Annotated in this window: 18 protein-coding genes; 11 read left to right on the forward strand and 7 right to left on the reverse strand. The window is 45.4% G+C overall.

What is annotated here, in order from left to right; all coding sequences use genetic code 11:
- Positions 1-3: 3 nt before the first annotated feature.
- Positions 4-360: a hypothetical protein gene (locus H6F63_RS10845; protein WP_190637231.1), complete on the reverse strand. Its 357-nt coding sequence runs from the start codon at positions 358-360 to the stop codon at positions 4-6.
- Positions 357-956, reverse strand: a complete 600-nt coding sequence (locus tag H6F63_RS10850) for a sigma-70 family RNA polymerase sigma factor (RefSeq protein ID WP_190637232.1) — start codon at positions 954-956, stop codon at positions 357-359. The genes H6F63_RS10845 and H6F63_RS10850 overlap by 4 nt, the downstream gene beginning before the upstream one ends.
- Positions 957-1,151: 195 nt before the next feature.
- Here H6F63_RS10850 and H6F63_RS10855 point away from each other — a divergent pair, with 195 nt between their 5' ends.
- Positions 1,152-3,143 (forward strand): WD40 repeat domain-containing protein, encoded by a 1,992-nt coding sequence (locus H6F63_RS10855; RefSeq protein WP_190637234.1) that lies wholly within the window; start codon positions 1,152-1,154, stop codon positions 3,141-3,143.
- A gap of 526 nt (positions 3,144-3,669) precedes the next feature.
- A complete protein-coding gene (locus H6F63_RS10860) occupies positions 3,670-3,888 on the forward strand; it encodes a hypothetical protein (RefSeq protein ID WP_190637237.1) in 219 nt (72 codons plus the stop codon).
- 315 nt (positions 3,889-4,203) lie between these two features.
- On the opposite strand, the gene gor is transcribed toward H6F63_RS10860, so the two are convergent.
- Complete coding sequence (gene gor, locus H6F63_RS10865; protein ID WP_190637239.1) at positions 4,204-5,604, reverse strand: glutathione-disulfide reductase; 1,401 nt, start codon at positions 5,602-5,604, stop codon at positions 4,204-4,206.
- A gap of 356 nt (positions 5,605-5,960) precedes the next feature.
- Between gor and cysC the strand changes: the two genes are divergently transcribed.
- On the forward strand, positions 5,961-6,551 hold the full coding sequence (gene cysC, locus H6F63_RS10870) for an adenylyl-sulfate kinase (protein WP_190637240.1): 591 nt from the start codon (positions 5,961-5,963) through the stop codon (positions 6,549-6,551).
- 198 nt (positions 6,552-6,749) lie between these two features.
- Here the strand turns inward: cysC and H6F63_RS10875 are convergent, their stop codons facing one another.
- Together H6F63_RS10875 and coaD are read right to left on the reverse strand one after the other, a co-directional pair.
- Complete coding sequence (locus H6F63_RS10875; RefSeq protein ID WP_190452155.1) at positions 6,750-7,454, reverse strand: ATP synthase F0 subunit B; 705 nt, start codon at positions 7,452-7,454, stop codon at positions 6,750-6,752.
- The gene (gene coaD / locus H6F63_RS10880) at positions 7,364-7,915 is read right to left on the reverse strand and encodes a pantetheine-phosphate adenylyltransferase (RefSeq protein ID WP_190637242.1); all 552 of its coding nucleotides are present in this window, start codon (positions 7,913-7,915) and stop codon (positions 7,364-7,366) included. Before coaD ends, H6F63_RS10875 begins: the two co-directional genes overlap by 91 nt.
- 69 nt (positions 7,916-7,984) lie before the next feature.
- On the opposite strand from coaD, the gene H6F63_RS10885 reads away from it, so the two are divergent.
- From H6F63_RS10885 to H6F63_RS10895, 3 genes are all read left to right on the forward strand, one after another.
- Positions 7,985-8,227 (forward strand): hypothetical protein, encoded by a 243-nt coding sequence (locus tag H6F63_RS10885; protein WP_190637244.1) that lies wholly within the window; start codon positions 7,985-7,987, stop codon positions 8,225-8,227.
- A 126-nt stretch (positions 8,228-8,353) separates the two neighbouring features.
- The gene (locus H6F63_RS30950) at positions 8,354-9,307 is read left to right on the forward strand and encodes a type II secretion system F family protein (protein ID WP_190637246.1); all 954 of its coding nucleotides are present in this window, start codon (positions 8,354-8,356) and stop codon (positions 9,305-9,307) included.
- A 281-nt stretch (positions 9,308-9,588) separates the two neighbouring features.
- A complete protein-coding gene (locus tag H6F63_RS10895) occupies positions 9,589-10,590 on the forward strand; it encodes a zinc-dependent alcohol dehydrogenase family protein (RefSeq protein ID WP_190637248.1) in 1,002 nt (333 codons plus the stop codon).
- Between the two features lie 18 nt (positions 10,591-10,608).
- On the opposite strand, the gene H6F63_RS10900 is transcribed toward H6F63_RS10895, so the two are convergent.
- Positions 10,609-11,217, reverse strand: a complete 609-nt coding sequence (locus H6F63_RS10900; RefSeq protein WP_190637251.1) for a hypothetical protein — start codon at positions 11,215-11,217, stop codon at positions 10,609-10,611.
- 434 nt (positions 11,218-11,651) lie between these two features.
- Between H6F63_RS10900 and H6F63_RS10905 the strand changes: the two genes are divergently transcribed.
- Complete coding sequence (locus H6F63_RS10905; protein ID WP_190637253.1) at positions 11,652-13,985, forward strand: glycoside hydrolase family 31 protein; 2,334 nt, start codon at positions 11,652-11,654, stop codon at positions 13,983-13,985.
- Positions 13,986-14,658: 673 nt separating this feature from the next.
- Positions 14,659-14,838, forward strand: a complete 180-nt coding sequence (locus H6F63_RS10910; protein WP_190419466.1) for a replication restart DNA helicase PriA — start codon at positions 14,659-14,661, stop codon at positions 14,836-14,838.
- 54 nt (positions 14,839-14,892) lie between these two features.
- On the opposite strand, the gene rlmN is transcribed toward H6F63_RS10910, so the two are convergent.
- Complete coding sequence (gene rlmN, locus H6F63_RS10915) at positions 14,893-15,954, reverse strand: 23S rRNA (adenine(2503)-C(2))-methyltransferase RlmN (protein ID WP_190637255.1); 1,062 nt, start codon at positions 15,952-15,954, stop codon at positions 14,893-14,895.
- A gap of 179 nt (positions 15,955-16,133) precedes the next feature.
- Between rlmN and lgt the strand changes: the two genes are divergently transcribed.
- The 3 genes from lgt (at position 16,134) to H6F63_RS10930 (ending at position 19,261) form a co-directional block, all read left to right on the forward strand.
- Positions 16,134-17,012, forward strand: coding sequence for a prolipoprotein diacylglyceryl transferase (lgt, locus tag H6F63_RS10920; protein WP_190637257.1), 879 nt, complete (start codon positions 16,134-16,136; stop codon positions 17,010-17,012).
- 437 nt (positions 17,013-17,449) lie between these two features.
- Positions 17,450-18,292, forward strand: a complete 843-nt coding sequence (gene cobM, locus H6F63_RS10925) for a precorrin-4 C(11)-methyltransferase (RefSeq protein ID WP_190637260.1) — start codon at positions 17,450-17,452, stop codon at positions 18,290-18,292.
- 135 nt (positions 18,293-18,427) lie between these two features.
- Positions 18,428-19,261: a dienelactone hydrolase family protein gene (locus H6F63_RS10930; protein WP_190637262.1), complete on the forward strand. Its 834-nt coding sequence runs from the start codon at positions 18,428-18,430 to the stop codon at positions 19,259-19,261.
- Positions 19,262-19,722: the final 461 nt, after the last annotated feature.

Raw genomic sequence — 19,722 nt, forward strand, 5'->3', positions numbered from 1 at the left:
TAATTAATTGTTATTGTCTGCAAGCCACCAAGAGGGTTCTGCATCTTGGCTTTTGGATGTCTCTGGGGTTTCTTCTACGACGCTATCCCAGTTATTTTCCATAAATGCTTCTAACTCGGCAGTTTTAACCGATGCTGTGGTAGGCACCAGCATCAAATACCCTGTTACAGCCGCTAGCAGACAAGCAGCGATCGCTGGTGGTACAATCCACATCTGCCGCTGCTTGTGCGATTGTCTAGGCGAAGATGCCACCGCCTGCATAATCTGGCTTTCTAAACCTGGTGCAGCCGTTGGAACATCACCCTGGTTTTGGCGTAGAAACTCTACCAAACGTTTGTCATCATTGGGAAACTGAGTCATAGTTGGACTCCTTGTTGCTGGAAAAATTGCCGCATCAACGTTCTGGCATGGAAGAGGCGAGACTTCACTGTACCTACGGGAATCGACAAGATAGTTGCTACCTCTTTTTGCGGAACGTCTTCCAAGTCGTGCAGAACCAGTACAGCGCGATGATCGAAACTGAGTTCATTGAGTCCGCGCTGCACAACATCCTGATAGTGCAGGTGCATCAAATCGGGAGCTGACTGCTCGACTGGCAGAGAATTTGTCAAGGTTTGTCTCTGGGAATGCGCTTGTGCAAACTGTCGCCGCTGGTCGGAGGCGACATTCCAGCTGATGCGATAAAGCCAGGTGGAAAATTGAGATGTTTCCCTCAACTTTGGTAATCCTTTCCAGACGCGAAGGAAGACCTCTTGCACTAAATCATCCAGGGATGAGGTGCCACAAAGTTGATAAAGAGTTGACCTGACTCGCTGCTGATGACGCAGATAAAGCTGTCGAAAGCTCTGCGTGTCGCCTTCTTTGCAACGCTTGATGAGGTTGGCGTCGGTGTCGCGCTTGTCGTTGGGTTGATCGTTGGTTAGCGCATCGATTGGTACAGATGACACCGATTGCATCTCCACTCACCGCTGTTTGATGGACGAGACTTTAGACTGGGCTGCTGGCCAAAAGGTTCAAAGATGCGATCGCACAACTCCATCCCACAATCTTCTCAACCAGTGACTCCCACCTAGGGCTGGGCTACACTTGAACAAATCAAGCTAATGACCCGGATTTATCGATAACTAGAAATTTTCTCAAATTTAAATTTTATGCCATTTAATATTATTGGTGCTGTCGTCGGATTTGTTGCTAATGCTGCTGGGAGAATTGCCTCAACATTTTTAAAAAACGTTGTTGGCGAACACACATCTAATCTTCCTGCTAAAGTTCAGGAAGTTAGATTAGATCAGCGAGCGCGTCAGGCAGAAATTGACTACTATCGGCGCAGAGAGGCAAGAGAGCAGAACTTACTAGAACTTCAAGACCTCCGCTTGAAAGCAGACCTCCAGATTGAATCGGCAAGTGCTGAACGAGAAGAACGCTCCCTTAAGCTCACAGAACGAGAACTGCAACTAAAAGCAGAGGAATTGGCAGACAAGCGTCAGATGAGTTCTTTGTATCTAGAACTGATGCGGGAGAAGACTGCAAAAGAAATTGAACTCAAGCAAAAAGAAATTCAGGCTATTTTCGATCAGCAAAAATGGCCTGGGGTTTTGAGTCGTGATGAAGTAGAACGAATTTTTGGGGATGAGCAAAAGAAACCTCGATTACTGATGTTGGTTCCACCGCCAGATATCAGCGATGATTTTCCACTATCATTCCGTGACAGCCTAAAAAAAGAGGTTCGCAATCAATTAAAAGGATTTCTGGAACGGCATTATTCCCTAGAGGGCGAACTCTGCCCTGTTGAGTTTTACGGGAAGTATTTTGAGCGTTCTATTTTTGATGCAGAAGTCAAACAGTTGGAGACTATTTTGGCTGCTGTCCCTACGGCAATTATTTACAGCGACATTACCGATCATGAAGTTTACTTTAATGTTCGGTTCTGGGGACTGCAAGATACAATTTCCTTGTCGTTTGAGCCTTGGAACTGGGAAGAGGCAAAAAAGCAACTACAGGAAGCCGGAAATGATGAAATTCAAAGTCTTCGCATCATTCGGCAGACAATTGTCACCCTCCACAAGCTGTTAGCAGCATTTTTAGCAGATTGGTACTACCTCAACATCGACCCAAATTATGAACCTCAGCTATTTAATTTAGACTCAGAGATTCCGAACGCCTGGTCTAAAACAATTACTGATAAGCTTAAGCTGACTCAGCAACAGTATCAAAAAGCCTATAATACTGACTTAAAATTGTTGGCAGATTGGGAAACTAGCAAAACTCAGCCTTGGAGATGTGCAAATACTCTCTCTGGGCATTCAAATCATGTTTATTCTGTCGCTATTAGCTCTGATGGTCAAATTGCTAGTGGCAGTGCAGACAACACCATCAAAATTTGGAATTTAACCACTGGAAATTCTATTTGCACCTTCACAGGACATTCAGGTAGTGTTTCTTCACTTGCTTTTAGCCCTGATGGGCAAACTCTCGCTAGTGGCAGTGCCGATAATACTATTAAACTGTGGTATTCACGTACAGGGGTAACATTTACTGGGCATTCAGACGATCTTCATTCTGTTGCTTTTAGCCCCAATGGTAAAACTGTCGCTAGCGGCAGTAATGACAAAACTATCAAAATATGGGATTTAATCACTGGTGAGGCAATCTGTACTCTTACGGGTCATGAAGAGTCTGTTTCATCTATTGTCTTTAGTTGCGATGGACAGAAATTAATTAGTGGCAGTAACGACAAAACTATCAAAATATGGGATTTAATCACTGGAAAAGCAACCCGAACCCTCACTGAACATTCAAATTATGTTTCGTCAGTCGCCATTAGTCCTGATGGAAAGATTTTGGCTAGTGGCAGTGCGGACAACACCATCAAAATTTGGAGTTTTCACACTGGCAACCTACTCCACACATTATCTGAGGATACAAGCGCTGTTCGCAGTGTTGCTTTCAGTCCTGATGGGCAAATTCTTGCTAGTGGTGGTAACGACAAAACAATTAAATTGTGGCATCTGGGGACAATAAAATTGATCAATACTCTTTCGGGACATTCAGAGAGTATTAGGTCAGTTGCCTTTAGTCCTGATGGTAAAACGATTGTCAGTGGTAGTATTGATAAAACTATCAAGATTTGGCAGTGTGATTGAGGCGGTAGGTTAGATGGGCTGATTGACTGACAAATCTTGGATGTGTAGGCTGGGTTTCGTGAACTCAACCCAGCACTGGTGCAATTTGTTGGCTTACTCTTCGAGAAGGCTGCCACGGATCAACGCAGGTACCGCTGACTAGATATCCTTCTGCGATCGCTAACTTCTTTTGATGCTGGTGCAGGCGATCGCTCTTTTATGACTAATACACCATACCGCTGCTTTCAAATTAGCTCAGAGAATTTTAAGGTAGCGATGCTTATTCTTAACTTTATCCGTATAACCACGTAAGCACTAAAAGCTTAAGGCGGAATAATGTGGTAAACACTTAAGTATAAATACGGCTTTTATTTGTCATCCCTAATTATTCATAGCAACTTGTCAAAAACTCTATTTAAAATTTGCCCAACTCATTAAAGCCTTCATCGGAAATTTACTGATTTTTGATTCTATTCGCTAAAATTTTGCCTGAAAATTTCGTAATTATAAGTATATTGATTTACGTGTTTAGCCAATCTAAGTAAATATGATTAAGACTTACCAGAATTTATCTGTAGCTACTGCTGGAACTGCTTTGCTGCTGGGAATGGGCGCAGGTTTTTTATCTAGTTTAACTCCGGATATAAATGGTTGTAATCTTAGTCCGGATAATGCCGGATGCGTGTTGAATAGACCTATCGATATACAAAGAAGTGCAGAAACAGCATCCGAAGAAACACTTAGTTTTGGTGAAAACGAGGAATAATAGATTAAACATAATACTATGTCTGGATAGTTGCTTCGTTGAAGGTCGATTAATAGTTAGTAATTATTGATGAGCAGCCGAGGCACTCATGAGCAGCCATAGATATAGCATTCCTAAATCATTCCTCAATGCTAGATCCCGGACTTCTTAAAGAAGTCCGGAATCTGAAGGGCTGGCTCACAACTCAATTAGGATTGCTACATAACATAATTTAATGGCTATTGATATTCTTTAAGTCCAACAGATAACTCAAATAGCAACACCCGCCCCTAGAAAGTTTCAGGAGCGGGTGGATAATAACACAGTAGGGGGAATTTATCGCAGAGTGACGAACTCTTCTGCTGTCGAAGGATGAATGCCAACGGTAGCATCGAAGTCTTTTTTGGTGGCTCCCATGTTGACTGCGATCGCGATTCCTTGAATCACCTCAGCGGAATAGTCGCCCACCATGTGAGCGCCCAGCACGCGGTCGGTATTTTTGTCAATTACTAACTTGACCGTGACTTTCTCATCCGCACCCGTCAAACTGTGGAACAGAGGACGGAATCGGGCGCGATAAATCTGCACGTTGTCATCGCCCAACTTTTTCCGCGCATCGGCTTCGCTGATTCCCACGGTAGCGGCTTCTGGCTGGCTAAACACTGCGGAAGCAACATTTTCGTGATTGAACACCCGGCGGTTATTACCAAATTCAGTATCGGCAAAAGCGCGGCCTTCGCCAATGGCGACGGGCGTTAAATTGATTCGGTTCGTGCAATCGCCCACAGCGAAAATATTCGGCTGGTTGGTGCGGCTGTACTCATCGACTTCGATTGCACAGTTGACGCTGTACCCATGCAACCTGGGTAAATCTTCGTCTTCACACTGAACAACCTTAACGCCCGCATTCTCCAAACCAAGTTTTCCTAACAAAGGTGCGCGACCGATGGCGACTAGAACTTGGTCTGCGGTGAGGGTTGTATCCGCGTCTTTGCCTTTTTCGGTGAAGGAGACTGTCAGACCTTCTGGGGTTTTCTCAATGCCTTTCCCGGTGACATTAGTGATAATGTTGATGCCGTGATGGCTCATGGCATCCTGAATGCTAACGCGAATATCGTCATCAAAGCCTTTGAGAATGCGATCGCCTCTAAGCAACAAACTGACTTTCGATCCCAGTCCGTGCATAATACAGGCGAATTCCACAGCAATATAGCCAGCGCCAACAATGACGATGTGCTTCGGCTGTTCCTTGAGGAGAAATATCTCGCGGGAAGTGATAGCATGTTCCATCCCTGGTAAATCCGGCTTGATAGCTTCCCCACCGACAGCAATTAAAATCTTGTCAGCGCTGTACCTTTTTCCATCAACTTCTACGGTATGAGGATCTACCAAAGTGGCACGACTCTTAAATAACTCCACCCCAGCTTTTGAGAGAAACCCAATATGCAACTGACTCAGACGGTGGACTTCCTTATCGACAGTCGTCATCAGATGCTCCCAGTTTAAGCTTCTCTCGCCCACAGTCCAGCCATAGCCTGCGGCATCCTCAAACAAGTGGGAAAATTTAGAGGCGTAGACCATTAGCTTTTTGGGGATACAGCCACGGATGACGCAGGTACCGCCGACTAAATCTCCTTCTGCGATCGCTACCTTTGCCCCATAGCTAGCCGCCCGTTTTGATGCCGCTAGACCGCCAGAACCCGCCCCAATCACAAATAAATCGTAATCAAATGTCATGATGGCAAATACTCTCTTTTCTTAACCAGTGTAAAAGACACAGGCTTTGAGGGTGTTTATCTTGAGCAAAAAGTAAGTGGGGATTGAGGATTGGGGATTGGGGATTGGGAATTTTCTCTGTAGCGCTTGTAGCTTCTTCTGCGCTTCTGCCCCGTTTCCCCGTAGGCAAAGCAAATGAAAGTCTTAGCTTATACTTGTTACTTGAAAACTTTCAGGGTGTAAATTTCGTCTTTAGGCGGGGAATACTAAATTGAGGCGTACAGAAAGCTTATTGGATCTACCGATGCTCTCAAGCTAAATTTTCTGGAATCGCCTGTATTCAGATGGAAGCACACTTAAAAATTCACTGAGGCAAAATGGAAAAACAACAACGTGGTGTAACCGTTTGGTTTACGGGTTTAAGCGGTGCAGGTAAAACCACCATTAGCAAGGCAGTAGCCCAAGCTTTACAGGAACGGGGATACAAGGTTGAAGTTCTCGACGGTGACATTGTGCGCGAAAACCTAACTAAGGATTTGGGATTTAGTAAACAGGATCGGGACGAGAACATCCGCCGCATTGGTTTTGTGTCTCAACTGCTGACGCGGAACGGCGTAATAGTAATTACCTCAGCAATTTCACCGTATCGGGAAATTAGACAAGAAGTGCGATCGCGTATCGGGGATTTTGTTGAAGTGTATGTCAATGCACCACTAGAAACTTGCGAACAGCGCGACGTTAAAGGCTTGTATAAGAAAGCTAGGGCTGGAGAGATTAAACAGTTCACTGGTATTGATGACCCCTACGAAGCGCCCCTCAACCCGGAAGTAGAATGTTGTACAAACACCGAAAGCATAGCTCAAAGCATGGAAAAAGTAATATTGAAGCTAGAAGAAATGGACTATGTTAAACCATTAGGCATTTTTAGCAAGAATGGCAGATTAGTAGCAAATAGTTATGTAATCTAGTCTCGTTAAGAGTCTCCGACTGGGAATGCTACAGCAGTTCTAAATGATTCGTGAAGGCAACAGACCCGACTTCTCTAATAAGTCGGGTCTGTTGAAACAACTTTGCCGAGAAAAGCTCTAGTAGTGAAGCGACCGCCTTACTACTAGAGCTTTTCTCGCCTTTGGGGGAGGCAGAGACTGAAATGAAAGCAACGTTGCTTATTTCTTAGGTGAATTAGGGGAAGTGCGGGTTGAGGAACCACCAGCATCAGTATGGGAGTTACGTGGAGTCGGAACATCACTTTGCAACTGTTGCCGACCGTTGCGGATTACCTTTAACATATCGTTAAGCTGCTGCTCGATATTTACCAGAACTCGATCGGCGTAATCATCTGCTCCGTTTTGAATGTCTTCAGCTTCTTGCATAGCAAGCGATCGCATCTCTTGTAGTTCCTGTTGTGCTTGTAGGCGCATTCGCTCAATCTCAGAGATTGTTTGCTCGCTCATCGCTTCGCACTCCTGCTGCACAGCTTGCCGGATTTGTTGAGCTTCCCGTTCGGCTTGTCGGATAATGCCCATTTCATCCAAAATCTGATCGGCGCGTCGTTCAGCCGCCTCAATGATCTGCTGTGCATACTCCTCGGCTTGCAGGAGAATTTCTTCTTTCTGGCGGACAATTTCTTCCGCTTCCTGAAAAGCCGATGGCAAATTAATCCGCACTAGATCCAATTGATCCAGCAACGGTTCCTCATCAATCAAGCGGATACCAGTTAAAGGGATGCGCCTACTATCGAGAATCATTTCCTCAATTCGGTCGAGTTCCCCCTGAATATCTACACCGGATGATCCACTATCGGGTAATTCATTTTCCGGGAAGCGTCCACTACTGTCGGGGTCGAGTCGGGAAGAGTCTTGGCGTAACATCGGTAGATATCTAAGGCGACGTGCTGGGGAACAAGATGATCAACAGAGCCGCCAAATCTGGCAATCTCTTTCACTACGCTACTACTTAAGAAACTGTACTCGTTAGAAGTAGCCAGAAAAACCGTCTCAATCTGATCGAAAAGCGTTTTATTAGTGTGAGCCATCTGTAGCTCATGTTCAAAGTCAGAAAGCACCCGCAAACCGCGCAGCAGCACACCTGCCCCCCGCATTCTGGCATAATTAACCGTCAAACCATCAAAGCTGTCTACTTCTAGATTTTGCAAGCCTTGGGTAGATATGCGTATCTGCTCTATCCGTTCCTCCACTGTAAACAGTGGCGTTTTGTTAGGATTACGCAGCACGGCGACGATCACCTGCTCAAAAAGGCGACAGCCGCGCTTAATGATGTCCAAGTGACCGAGGGTAATCGGATCGAAGCTGCCTGGATAAATTGCAATCACGGGGGATAAGTCTCAGCTAGCTTAAGGCAATTTTACTGGTTCCTTAGCCCAAAAATTGCGAATTTTTAAATGTTATTGGCGATTGTCACCAGCGCGATCGCTTCTAGCTCCCCTGAAAGAGCGTATCCAGCACTCTTTGGGGAAATAGCTATACTAGCGGACGCACTATACACCAAGATAATCGATGGATGCGATCGCCCCAATCCTCATCACTTTATCATTGCCAGGTTTCATACTCCTGACGAAATTGCGTGGTTCAGACATGGGGAAAGATGGGTAACGCTCGCGTCGCTCTACCCATCCTACAAATAATTAGCTCCATCTACTTAGTATTGTGCCAATTAAATGCACAATAAGCTTCTCAGAATTTATTGGGTTTCGCTCAGGCTTCAACCAACCTACAATTGTTATAAACAAAAACCGTATTAAAGTTGAGAAGTGCCTCTACCAGCAAAATTAACAACCAAACAAAAGGCTCTATTTTTTCAACAATTCGCAAGTTTGCTGAATGCCATGTCGATACAGCAAAGCTTAAACTTGGCGGTAAAAGACCAAAATTCTGCTTTTGGAAGCTATTTGCAGAAAGTAGGAGTAGCTGTCGGAACAGGTCAAAGTTTGGCGGGGGCGCTTGCTCTTGATTCTCGATATTTTGACAGTTGGACAATCAGCTTGATAGGCTATTCAGAATATAGTGGATCGCTAACAGAAACTTTTGAAAAACTAGCGATCGCACACTTTACCAAAGCCAAACGAGAACGCCTCTATCGTTCGTTACTCCAAAGCGCGATCGCGCTGATTTGGAGTCTGTTGGTACTCGCAGCCGCAATTTTCAAGCGTAACCCCCAAAATCTCACCCATCCTGGTTTCTGGCTGTGCAGTATTGGGTTAGCATTGCTTTTAGTTGGTGTAAGTTTGTTGAGTTCTCGCTTTCCAGGTAGAGGGTTACAGCGGTTGGCGGCAAAACTTCCCGTTTTGGGAAAAATAATCCAAACGCGATCGCTACTTTATTTTACCGAGTTGGCGTTGCCCTTAAGTTGCGGTATTCCTATCCTCACCGCCTTAGAATTATTGCGATCGCATATCCCCGATCCTCAGATATCAACCCATGTCGCGAAAGCTTCTCGACAAATTCGCGCCGGAAGAACCCTCAGCGAAAGTCTACAAAGCAAATTACCGCCAATTGCAATTCAGTATATTCGCACTGGCGAAGAAACAGGAAATCTTGACGAGGCGTTGCGAAAAATGGGGGAATATTACGAAAGCGAGTTAGATCGAAGGTTGCAACAGTTACAGGGCATTTTGCGCCCTGCAAGTATTATAAGCTTAGGATGTTTGGTGGCGTTAGTAGGAATTAGAGCGATTAACTCACTGATAAACTCGCTACCAACTTAAGCTGAGAGGAAGAAGTTAATCGTGTTTCTCAATTTGCAACTTGGAAATATTTTTTCCTACTAGACAAGCAATGTCCTACTATATAGCAATCTTATTTAAGTTGTAAATAAGTATTTGCCCTGGCGTAGGGACACGGCACTGCCGTGTCCCTACAGGGTTTCACGTATCATTTAGGATTACTATAGAACCATCAAAATCTATCCAAAAGAATAAAATATAATTTTAATTAATAAAAGTTGCACATCGCGTAAAATATTATCAAAAAGCTATTGGAATAAAAGATGAAAGCAGTGTTGATGACAGCAGCAGGCGAAGCTGAAGTTTTACAACTTCAAGAAGTACCAGATCCCACCATAGAAAAAGATACAGAAATCTTGGTGCGTCTTCATGCAGCGGGAATTAACCCAATTGATACAAAATTGCGGGGACGCGGCACTTTTTATCCCGATCAAATGCCAGCTATTTTAGGTTGTGATGGTGCTGGCGTGGTGGAAGCTGTGGGTGATGCAGTGCAGAGATTTCAAGTAGAGGATGAGGTGTATTTCTGCTGTGGTGGATTGGGTGCTAAGCTGGGGAATTATGCACAAAAAGCCGTGGTAGATGAGCATTTTGTTGCTAAGAAACCTGCATCGTTGAACTTTGCTGAAGCTGCTGCTGCACCTCTAGTTTTAATTACCGCCTGGGAAGCCTTATATGAACGAGGACGTTTGGAACCTAGAGAGAAGACATTAATTCATGCTGGTGCTGGTGGTGTTGGTCATGTAGCAATTCAACTAGCTAAATTGAAAGGTGCGGATGTTTGTACTACTGTCAGTTCTGAAGAAAAGGCTGAGTTTGTCCGCGAGTTGGGTGCGGATCAGGTAATTTTTTATAAAGAAACAGACTTTGTGCAAGCTACTCTAGATTGGACTGGAGGAGAGGGCGTAGATTTAGCTTTTGATACGATAGGCGGGGAAACATTTTATAAAACTTTTCCGGCGGTGCGGGTTTACGGGGATGTGGTGACGATTTTGGAGCCTGATCCAGCTCATATTAATTGGAAGACAGCGCGATCGCGCAATCTCAGAATCAGCTTTGAACTGATGCTAACTCCGATGTTGCAGGGACTTGTGGAAGCGCAACAGCATCACGCAGAAATTCTAGAACAATGTGCAACCTGGATTGATGAAGGTTCCCTGAAGATTCACCTGAGTAAAACCTTCCCTTTAGCAGAAGCAGCAGCAGCTCACAAAATGTTAGAAGCTGGGTCAGTTACAGGGAAAATTGCCTTGCTAATTGATTAGCAATAACTCGACTATGGACTACACTTTTGCCGGTTGCTTCATTACCTCCAAAAGTGCAGTTAAAGCATCGTCTTCCGAGGAATTAACTTGTCCATCAAGCCAAGCAATACTGACAGCTTTGGGAAGTGCGATCGCTGCTAAGTCTGGATCAATTCCTGCCATCAGGCGGTCAAGCGACTGGGGAACTTTCAGCGCCGACCTGATGCCTAGTAGCATTTGCTCATCTAAACCCAGCGCTTGCAGCTGATGAGATCGGATTTCCCAACCAACTCTCACCTCCGGTTCGGCAACTTGAATTAAATAGGCAAACAAGCGCTGTAGCTTACTTTGTTGCTGAGGTGTCAACTGAGGCTGTAAATACTGGACTGGGACATCATTTGCTCCTTGGTTGAGATTGTGGACAATTTGCTGCCAGTCGTGAGAGTCGCACCCTTCGGGTTTCCCTACTGTCAAACAAATAGAAATTTTTTGGTCAGAGTCCGCCTCCAAGTGAGTCACCTGTGCCTGTACACCAAGAAATCCCAGCCATTGGGCTATGGTCGAAATCAGTGTGGAACGAGTTGCCAAAGAGTTAGCCAGTGACCGAATTTGAGTGCGAACCATTGGGCGCACAATTTGCGAAAGCATAAGACAGCGTTACTTAATTTGCTCGATTTTATATCTTTATTAACCCTTGGACGGGCAATCTGTACTGTTTCCAACACAACTTTTGCAGAATTAATTGTGAGTTTGTGACCTCTCCCCAGCCCACCAGGTGCTAGGGGAGAAGTTTTTTTCTCCCCTTCCTCGTATAAAACATTTATTTGGCTTCCCTCTCCTCTTAGGAGAGGGTTAGAAAGAGGTAGGAAGGGGTTGGGGGTTAGGTTTTTTATTCGCTAACCTACAGACGAAGTAATTCAGCCTGTGGGTATATTGTCCATTGGAACTGGTGGAATCGATATTGATTTGTAGGTAGTGGTAAACAGGTAGTGATATTCAATGCTCAAAGCCTTGTACGGTAAGGGGTGAAAGTGGATTTATCACTACTTCTATACCACTACCGATTTGTAAAACCAGAAACTATGCCGCAATATTTTGGAAAACTTCCCACAACAGGGGCATCTTGGTCAACTATAGGGGCAGTACAAGGAATACAACGTCACCAGCAGGGTGTAGATTTTGATTGTGGTGGTTCGCGTCTTGCCATCAGCATACTAGCAGCAAATTTAATTCGGGTGCGGTTGGCACCAAAGGGCGAATTTATGCCGCGTCGGTCTTGGGCGGTGACACCCGATGATGCAGAATGGTCAGTTGTACCGTTTGAAGTAAAAGAAACTGATGCAGCAGTAGAAATTTTAACAGAACAGCTTCGCGTGCGCGTTCAACGTAACGAGTGTCGTGTAGAGTGTTTTGATAAAGCAGGTCAAGCGATCGCGCACGATACTGGTATGGGAATGGCTTGGCGTACAGGCGCGATCGCAACTTGGAAGCGCATCGAAGCTGACGAACATTTCTATGGCTTTGGCGAACGCACCCGACTACTCGACAAACTAAGCGAAGTTAAGACGAACTGGACACTTGATGCTCTAGATTATGACTCGCTCACTGATGAGATGTACACTTGCATCCCATTTTTTATCGCCCTGCGCCCAAACGTTAATTATGGCATCTTCTTCAACACCACATTCTGGAGTCAATTTGACATTGGTGCAGAAGAACTAGGAGTCTTGCGGATGGAAACGCGAAGCGATGAGTTGGATTATTACATCGTTTATGGTTCCGAACCCGCGCAAATTCTTCGCACCTACACCCAGTTAACAGGTAGAATGCCGTTACCGCCGAAGTGGGCTATTGGTTATCACCAATGTCGCTGGAGTTACGAGTCAGAAGATGTGGTGCGGGAACTTGCAGCCGAATTTCGCAAACGTCGCATTCCCTGCGATGTAATTCATCTAGATATCGACTACATGAACGGCTACCGGGTGTTTACCTGGAGTCCGAAGCGATTCTCTGAACCAGCAAAATTGGTAAGCGAACTGGCGCAGGATGGCTTCAAGACGGTGACTATTATAGATCCGGGAGTCAAGTACGAGCCAGAAGGCGATTATCACGTTTTCGACGCGGGTGTTGAAAAAGACTACTTTGTGCGAAAGACAGATGGTGAGTTATTCCACGGCTACGTTTGGCCGGATAAAGCTGTTTTTCCCGACTTTTTGCGTCCGGAAGTGCGAGAGTGGTGGGGTGATTTGCACCGCAGCTTAACTGAGGCGGGTGTTGCTGGGATTTGGAATGATATGAACGAACCAGCGATCGCAGATCGTCCTTTCGGAGATCCTGGGGAAAAAATTTGGTTTCCCCCCGATGCGCCGCAAGGTTCCGAAGCAGAACGCACTACCCACACCGAAACTCATAACTTATACGGACAGTCGATGGCGCAAGCTGCTTATGAAGGCATGAAAAAATTGCGTCCTAATCAGCGCTCGTTTATCTTAACCCGATCCGGTTTTGCCGGCGTTCAGCGCTACTCTTCCGTATGGATGGGCGATAATCAATCGTTGTGGGAATACCTGGAAAACTCGCTGCCGATGCTCTGTAATATGGGACTATCGGGTGTGGCTTTTGTCGGGTGCGATGTTGGCGGTTTTGCCGGAAATGCCACAGCTGAGTTATTTGCGCGGTGGATGCAAGTGGGGATGCTATACCCGCTGATGCGCGGACACTCGGCGATGACGACAGCGCAGCACGAACCTTGGGTATTTGGCGATCGCACAGAAAATATCTGCCGCGAATACATTAATCTCCGCTACCAGCTGCTACCTTATTTCTACACTCTTTTCTGGGAAGCCGCGACCACAGGCGCACCGATTTTGCGCCCTTTGCTGTATCATTTCCCCAACGATACCCACACTTATAAACTTTACGATCAGGTATTGCTCGGTTCGTCGCTGATGGCTGCACCCGTTTATCGTCCGGGAGTTGAATACCGGGCTGTGTATCTTCCCGAAGGCACCTGGTACGACTGGTGGACTGGAGAGCGTTACGAAGGAGCGAGGCATATTTTAGCACACGCACCGTTAGAAAAAATGCCGCTTTACGTGCGTGCTGGTGCGATCATCCCAATGCAGCCTCTGATGGAGTATGTTGATGAGCGTCCATTAGAGGAACTTACTCTTCGCATCTTCCCCGGAAATGGCGAATTTACGCTTTACGAAGATGATGGGCATACTTTTGAATATCAAAATGGTGCTTGGGCGACTACAACCTACCATGTTAGTTCTCAGGGGCTGGAAACAATTGTAGATATCGAAGCGCGTCAAGGGCAATGGACACCAACTCGCGAAACCATTGTAAAAGTGGTTGGTGTGGGCGAACAGCGTTTCGTTGATGATGGCACTTCGCGCCAGCTGAGGTTTTAAGTTTAAACGCTTGCGATAGCGCGATCGCGCCGCAACGCAGAGGTGTGTTGAAGTAGGCGATCGCGTCTATCTCTATCTTTTGTCACTTTTGAATATGTCCACAGACTGATGAAAAACATTAATTAAACCTTAAATGTTTTTATTTTTAATAAAAATATATCCTTCTGGTTGTATTTTTGGCAAAGAAAGATTTCTAACTGGTGTAAAAAAACATACAAATCAGAGCTTAATATAGGGCAAACTTTACACAAGCTTTAAATTTGATTCACTTTTCAAAGGTCTAAATACGGCTATTTATGGCGAATACGCCCTTTATATGCAGGTAATCCGCCTGGGGATCAAAGGATATAGATTATATTTCTTAGGACTGAATTAATTAAAAATCCTTAAATTTGCTGGCTAATTAGGAATGATGGGGACATAATAGAAAAGAAAGCTCAATCTTTTTTATGTAAGCCTTCAGGAGTAAACAGCAAGAAAAAGTCATTATGCGTGGAGGCGTAGGGCATACGCCAATACAATTAATTTCGTATTTTTACTTCTGAATCTTTACAATTTTTAAAACATTGAGTTTAGCTAAATTGTTAATTTAGCTAATTTTTATCTAGCGGCATTGCTGCTAAATTTGACAAATTTTTTCTTTAAGAAACTGACTCAAATGAAGACTTTAAAAATGGAAATAGTCCAAGCAATTAGATGCCCAAACTGTGGCAGTCCGGCAGAACGTCACTATATTAATAGTAGTAACCTGACTCGGACACAATGCCACAGTTGCGACTACTTGATGGTGACTTGCTCTCTCACTGGCAAAGTGATAGAAGCTTATGCGCCTGGACTATACGCCCATAAATAAAAAGTAAAAAAAGGTAAAAGAATTCTTTTGCCTTTTTACATTAGCGATCAGAGTTTACTTTTTACTGGCACGAAGTTGTCCGCAAGCTGCATCTGCTTCCAAACCACGCGAGTAGCGGATGCTAACAGCAATATGTTGCTTTTTCAAAGCGGAAACAAAAGATTGAATCCGCATAGAACTAGGACGCTGATAATCGGCTTCTTGAATAGGATTGTAGGGAATTAAATTAACGTGACACTGGAAACCCCGCAACTGTTTGCCTAATTGTTCAGCGTGTTCTGGGAGGTCGTTTACACCCGCCAGCAAGATATATTCAAAGGAGATGCGACGACGAGTTATCTCTACGTACTCGCGACATTCTGCTAATAACTCGTCTAGAGGATAGCGGTGTGCGGTAGGGATGAGTTTTTCGCGTAGCGCCTGATTTGGGGCGTGCAGACTGACGGCGAGAGTGACTTGCAGTTGATGTTTAGCGAGTTGGTGAATGCGATCGCGTACTCCCACAGTGGAAACTGTCATCCACCGCTGTCCAATTCCCACATCTTTGTTCAAAGATTCAATTGCACCGAGTACATTATCTGTATTCAGCAACGGTTCGCCCATCCCCATAAATACAATGTGGCTAACTCGTCGCCCGAAGTCTTCCTGAACCGTCAACACCTGATCGATAATTTCATGTTTGGCGAGGTTGCGAATGAAACCTCCCTTACCAGTAGCGCAGAAGTCGCACGCCATCGGACAACCCACCTGAGACGATACGCAGACAGTCAAGCGTTTTTCCGTGGGAATACCAACAGTTTCGATAATTTGACCGTCAGCAAGTCGCAGCAGATATTTTACCGTTTTGTCTGGGGCGACCGAGCGGTAATGTAGGGTTGAGCGTCCGATGGGGAAATCGGCTACTTGGTCGCGCCACTGTTTAGAAAATACAGTAATGTCAGAAAGCGATCGCGCCCCTTTTTGATAAATCCACTGATATAGTTGCTGTCCCCGATAAGCGGGTTGTCCCTGTTCCTGAACCCATTGGGTTAATTCTGACTGGGTTAATCCCAACAGGGGACGAGTTAAGGTTTTGGTAGAGGAATCAGTAGTAATCATAGGAGTAACTTGAGACATAGCAGCAAATCTTTCTAGGATCTCTATGCTATAGCTTCTGGCTTAAAAGTGGAGTAGGGTATAGCTGTTGACATAGCAAGACTCGAAGCAAGCATCCGATACACTATTGAAGTGCGATGCTCACACGAAAGCAAAGCACATTAACGGGTCGATCCCCAAGATACGATCAACCAAAGCCCATGCTTCTTGATATTTCCACTTTGCCTCTAGCTTTTCAATTTGCCTCCCCAGGCCCGACTCTAGTTGAACAGGGGCCTTTAACCATCCGTTGGTACGGCCTTTTAATTGCCTCAGCGGTATTAATTGGGGTCAGCCTTTCTCAGTATCTGGCGAAGCGCCGTAAAGTCAACCCAGACATAATCAGCGACTTGGCACTCTGGCTAATCGTTTCGGCGATTCCCAGCGCCCGACTCTACTATGTTTTGTTTCAGTGGTCAGAGTACGCCCAAAAGCCAGGTGATATTATTGCGATCTGGAAAGGTGGCATTGCCATTCACGGAGCAATAATCGGCGGTAGCTTGGCAGCTTTGATTTTTGCCCGACTTCAAAAAATTCCCTTCTGGCAATTAGCCGACTTGGTAGCGCCCTCTTTGATTCTCGGTCAAGCAATCGGACGTTGGGGCAATTTCTTCAATTCTGAAGCCTTCGGTCGTCCGACAAATCTTCCCTGGAAACTCTTTATTCCTTACCCTAATCGTCCGGCTGGGTACAAAAATTTTGAGTATTTCCATCCTACCTTTCTCTATGAATCCCTTTGGGATTTAATGGTGTTTGGATTACTGATAACTTTGTTTTTTCGAGATTTGAAAAGACCGCACCTGAAATTGGGTACTCTGGCTTTAGTTTACATGGTGGCTTACAGTGCAGGCCGCGTCTGGATTGAAGGATTACGTACCGATAGCCTGATGCTGGGGCCACTGCGGATTGCTCAGGTAATAAGTTTGAGTGGAATGACTTTAGGATTAGCTGGTTTAGCTTGGCTTTATCTATTCCGTCGCTCTCTGCCAGATGTTGTATCATCCCACAATAATCAGAATGCTGATGAAATTAGCCATTAGCTAATGAGAATAACCAGGATATAGTAATCCTTGCAGAATTGATGAACTTCTCTGTTCCCTCTGCATTTAATTGATTTCAAAAAGTTCACCAATGTGAAGGCGAGATACCCGACTTCTTGAAGAAGTCGGGTATCTGAAAGACTGGAATCTCACAGCATTAGCAATTGTTCAAAAGACGAAGGAAATTTTGCAAAAAAAAAAGCCCTAGAGATTAACTCTAGAGCCAAACCAGGGTGCATCTACCATTACTTGATTACTAGGAAAATCGGAAAAATCCGGAACATTGCCGCAAATAACTCAGTTTTTTTTGTTTTACAGCATCTCAGATAATAGATACCGCAGAAGCGGGTCATCAAAACCAACAAATTAAAATTTCTCTTTCCCCAATCCCCAATCCCCAATCCCCAATCCCCAATCCCCATTTCCGAGGTTTTACAGTGTCTAATGCAACCGAATCTATCTGTGAAAAATCATTGCCTCCCTTAGCACCAGCAGTTTACATCGTCGGTGCAGGGCCGGGAGATCCAGATTTATTGACTGTCAAGGCGCAAAAATTACTGGCTGTTGCAGATGTAATTTTATTTGCTGATTCCCTAGTTCCAGTGCAGATTTTGCAGAGTGTGCGTGCGGACGCGGAGATTATCCGCACTGGCAATAAAACTCTCGAAGAAATTTTACCAGTGATGATCGAAAGAGTGCGATCGCATAAATCTGTAGTCCGCCTCCACTCTGGCGATCCTAGTCTCTACGGTGCCGTACACGAGCAAATGCAAGCCTTAAATGAGGCAGATATTCCTTTTGAAGTCGTCCCCGGCATCAGCGCCTTCCAAGCTGCTGCTGCCAAACTCAAAGTTGAGCTAACTGTACCAGAATTGGTACAAACTATCATCCTGACTCGCATCAGTGGTAGCGCCTCCGCCGTACCAGAACGAGAAGAGTTAGCATCTCTGGCCGCGCATCAAGCTTCTTTATGTCTTTACCTGGCGGCGCGTCACGTCGAAGATGCACAAGCGAAACTAATGCAACACTACCCCGCCGAGACACCAGTAGCGATTTGCTTTCGCTTAGGGTGGCATGATGAAAAAATTTGGGTAGTTCCCCTGCACCAAATGGCAGCTGTAACTAGGCAGGAAAATTTAATCCGTACCACACTTTATGTAATTAGTCCAGCTTTGGGTAATGTGGCAGGGCAAGAGCCTCTGGCGACGGACAAACGCCGTTCGCGTCTTTACCATCCCGAACACAGCCACCTATTTCGCCAGTCGCCCACATCGCCTTAGCCTGGATGTGCCAACGAAGTTTGCCTTCGCTGCCTTAAATTATATAAAGCCTTTGCGTTGGCAGGTTTTGCTTGTCTAGCGCCACCATGCGACGTAAGCGCACTTTTGTAAGAATATGTTGGAGAAAAACCGCTAATGCAATTCACACGCAGACAATTTATCGCTGTAACCACGCTGGCCGCAGGATTTGCCCTAGCAGTTCACCCGATTTCTGCCCAAGTTATCACCACAGATGCTAAAGGTTTGGTGGCGGGTGAGGTAAAGATTCCTGCTTCAGATGGGGAAATTCCAGCATATAGGGCAATGCCTGCGACTGGCAGCAATTTCCCGGTGGTGTTGGTAGTGCAGGAAATCTTTGGCGTACACGAACATCTACAGGATATATGCCGCCGTTTTGCCAAAATGGGTTATTTAGCGATCGCGCCTGAACTTTATGCCCGTCAAGGCGATGTCTCCAAACTCACCGACATTCAGGAAATTATCACCAAAGTTGTCTCGAAAGTTCCAGATGCTCAAGTCATGTCCGATCTGGATGCAACTGTCGCTTGGGCAGCTAAATCAAGTAAGGGGAACGCAGATAAACTCGGAATCACAGGCTTTTGCTGGGGTGGGCGCGTCGTTTGGCTGTATGCTGCCCACAACCCGAACCTAAAAGCTGGAGTTGCTTGGTACGGACGCTTAGTTAGCGAGTCTACTCCCCTTACTCCCCAACACCCCATTGACATTGCAGATGACTTGAAAGCGCCAGTTCTGGGACTCTACGGCGGCAGTGACAACGGAATTCCTAATGAGACGGTAGAAAAAATGCGTCAAGCTCTCAAAGCCGCAGAGAGTCCTTCAGAAATCGTACCTTACCCAGACACCCCGCACGGTTTCTTTGCCGACTACCGCCCCAGCTACCGGAAAGAGGAAGCTGAGGATGGTTGGAAACGCCTACAGGCATGGTTTAAGCAGCATGGTGTCGCTTAAGAAGCTTAATTTAAAAACCTGCGTAGGTTGAATGGCACTTAACTTTGAGCCGTGAAATAAAGCCGTGAAATAAATTTCACGGCTCAAATGTTAAAACAGGTTGAAATTTATATATAGTAGGCACTTCAGTCCGTTTTAAGGGGCTTAAACTTTACGCCGGAACTTTAGTTAACTGCTTAAGTTAGTGCCATTCTGCGTAGGGAATGGTTGAGACACCTTACCTAACACGACCTGAGAATTTGTTGGTCGTTACACAAGTCCAACCCACAATTCTTTATAAGGTTCTCACTTGGGTGAAATATATCGCGGTTCTAAAATTCAGTCCACGTTAGTAGGGACATGGCATTGCCCACTGGTGTCAACTTAAGCGAGATAAGAAAGAGCGGCATAAAGTAGAAAAAAGCCTCGAATAGCTTCTAGGCTCTTAGTATCCTCTTACTATCAATGAGTAAAAAACGTCC

Origin of the sequence: Trichocoleus sp. FACHB-40 (genome assembly GCF_014695915.1) — a bacterium.
GTDB classification, from domain to species: Bacteria; Cyanobacteriota; Cyanobacteriia; order Cyanobacteriales; family FACHB-T130; genus Funiculus; species Funiculus sociatus.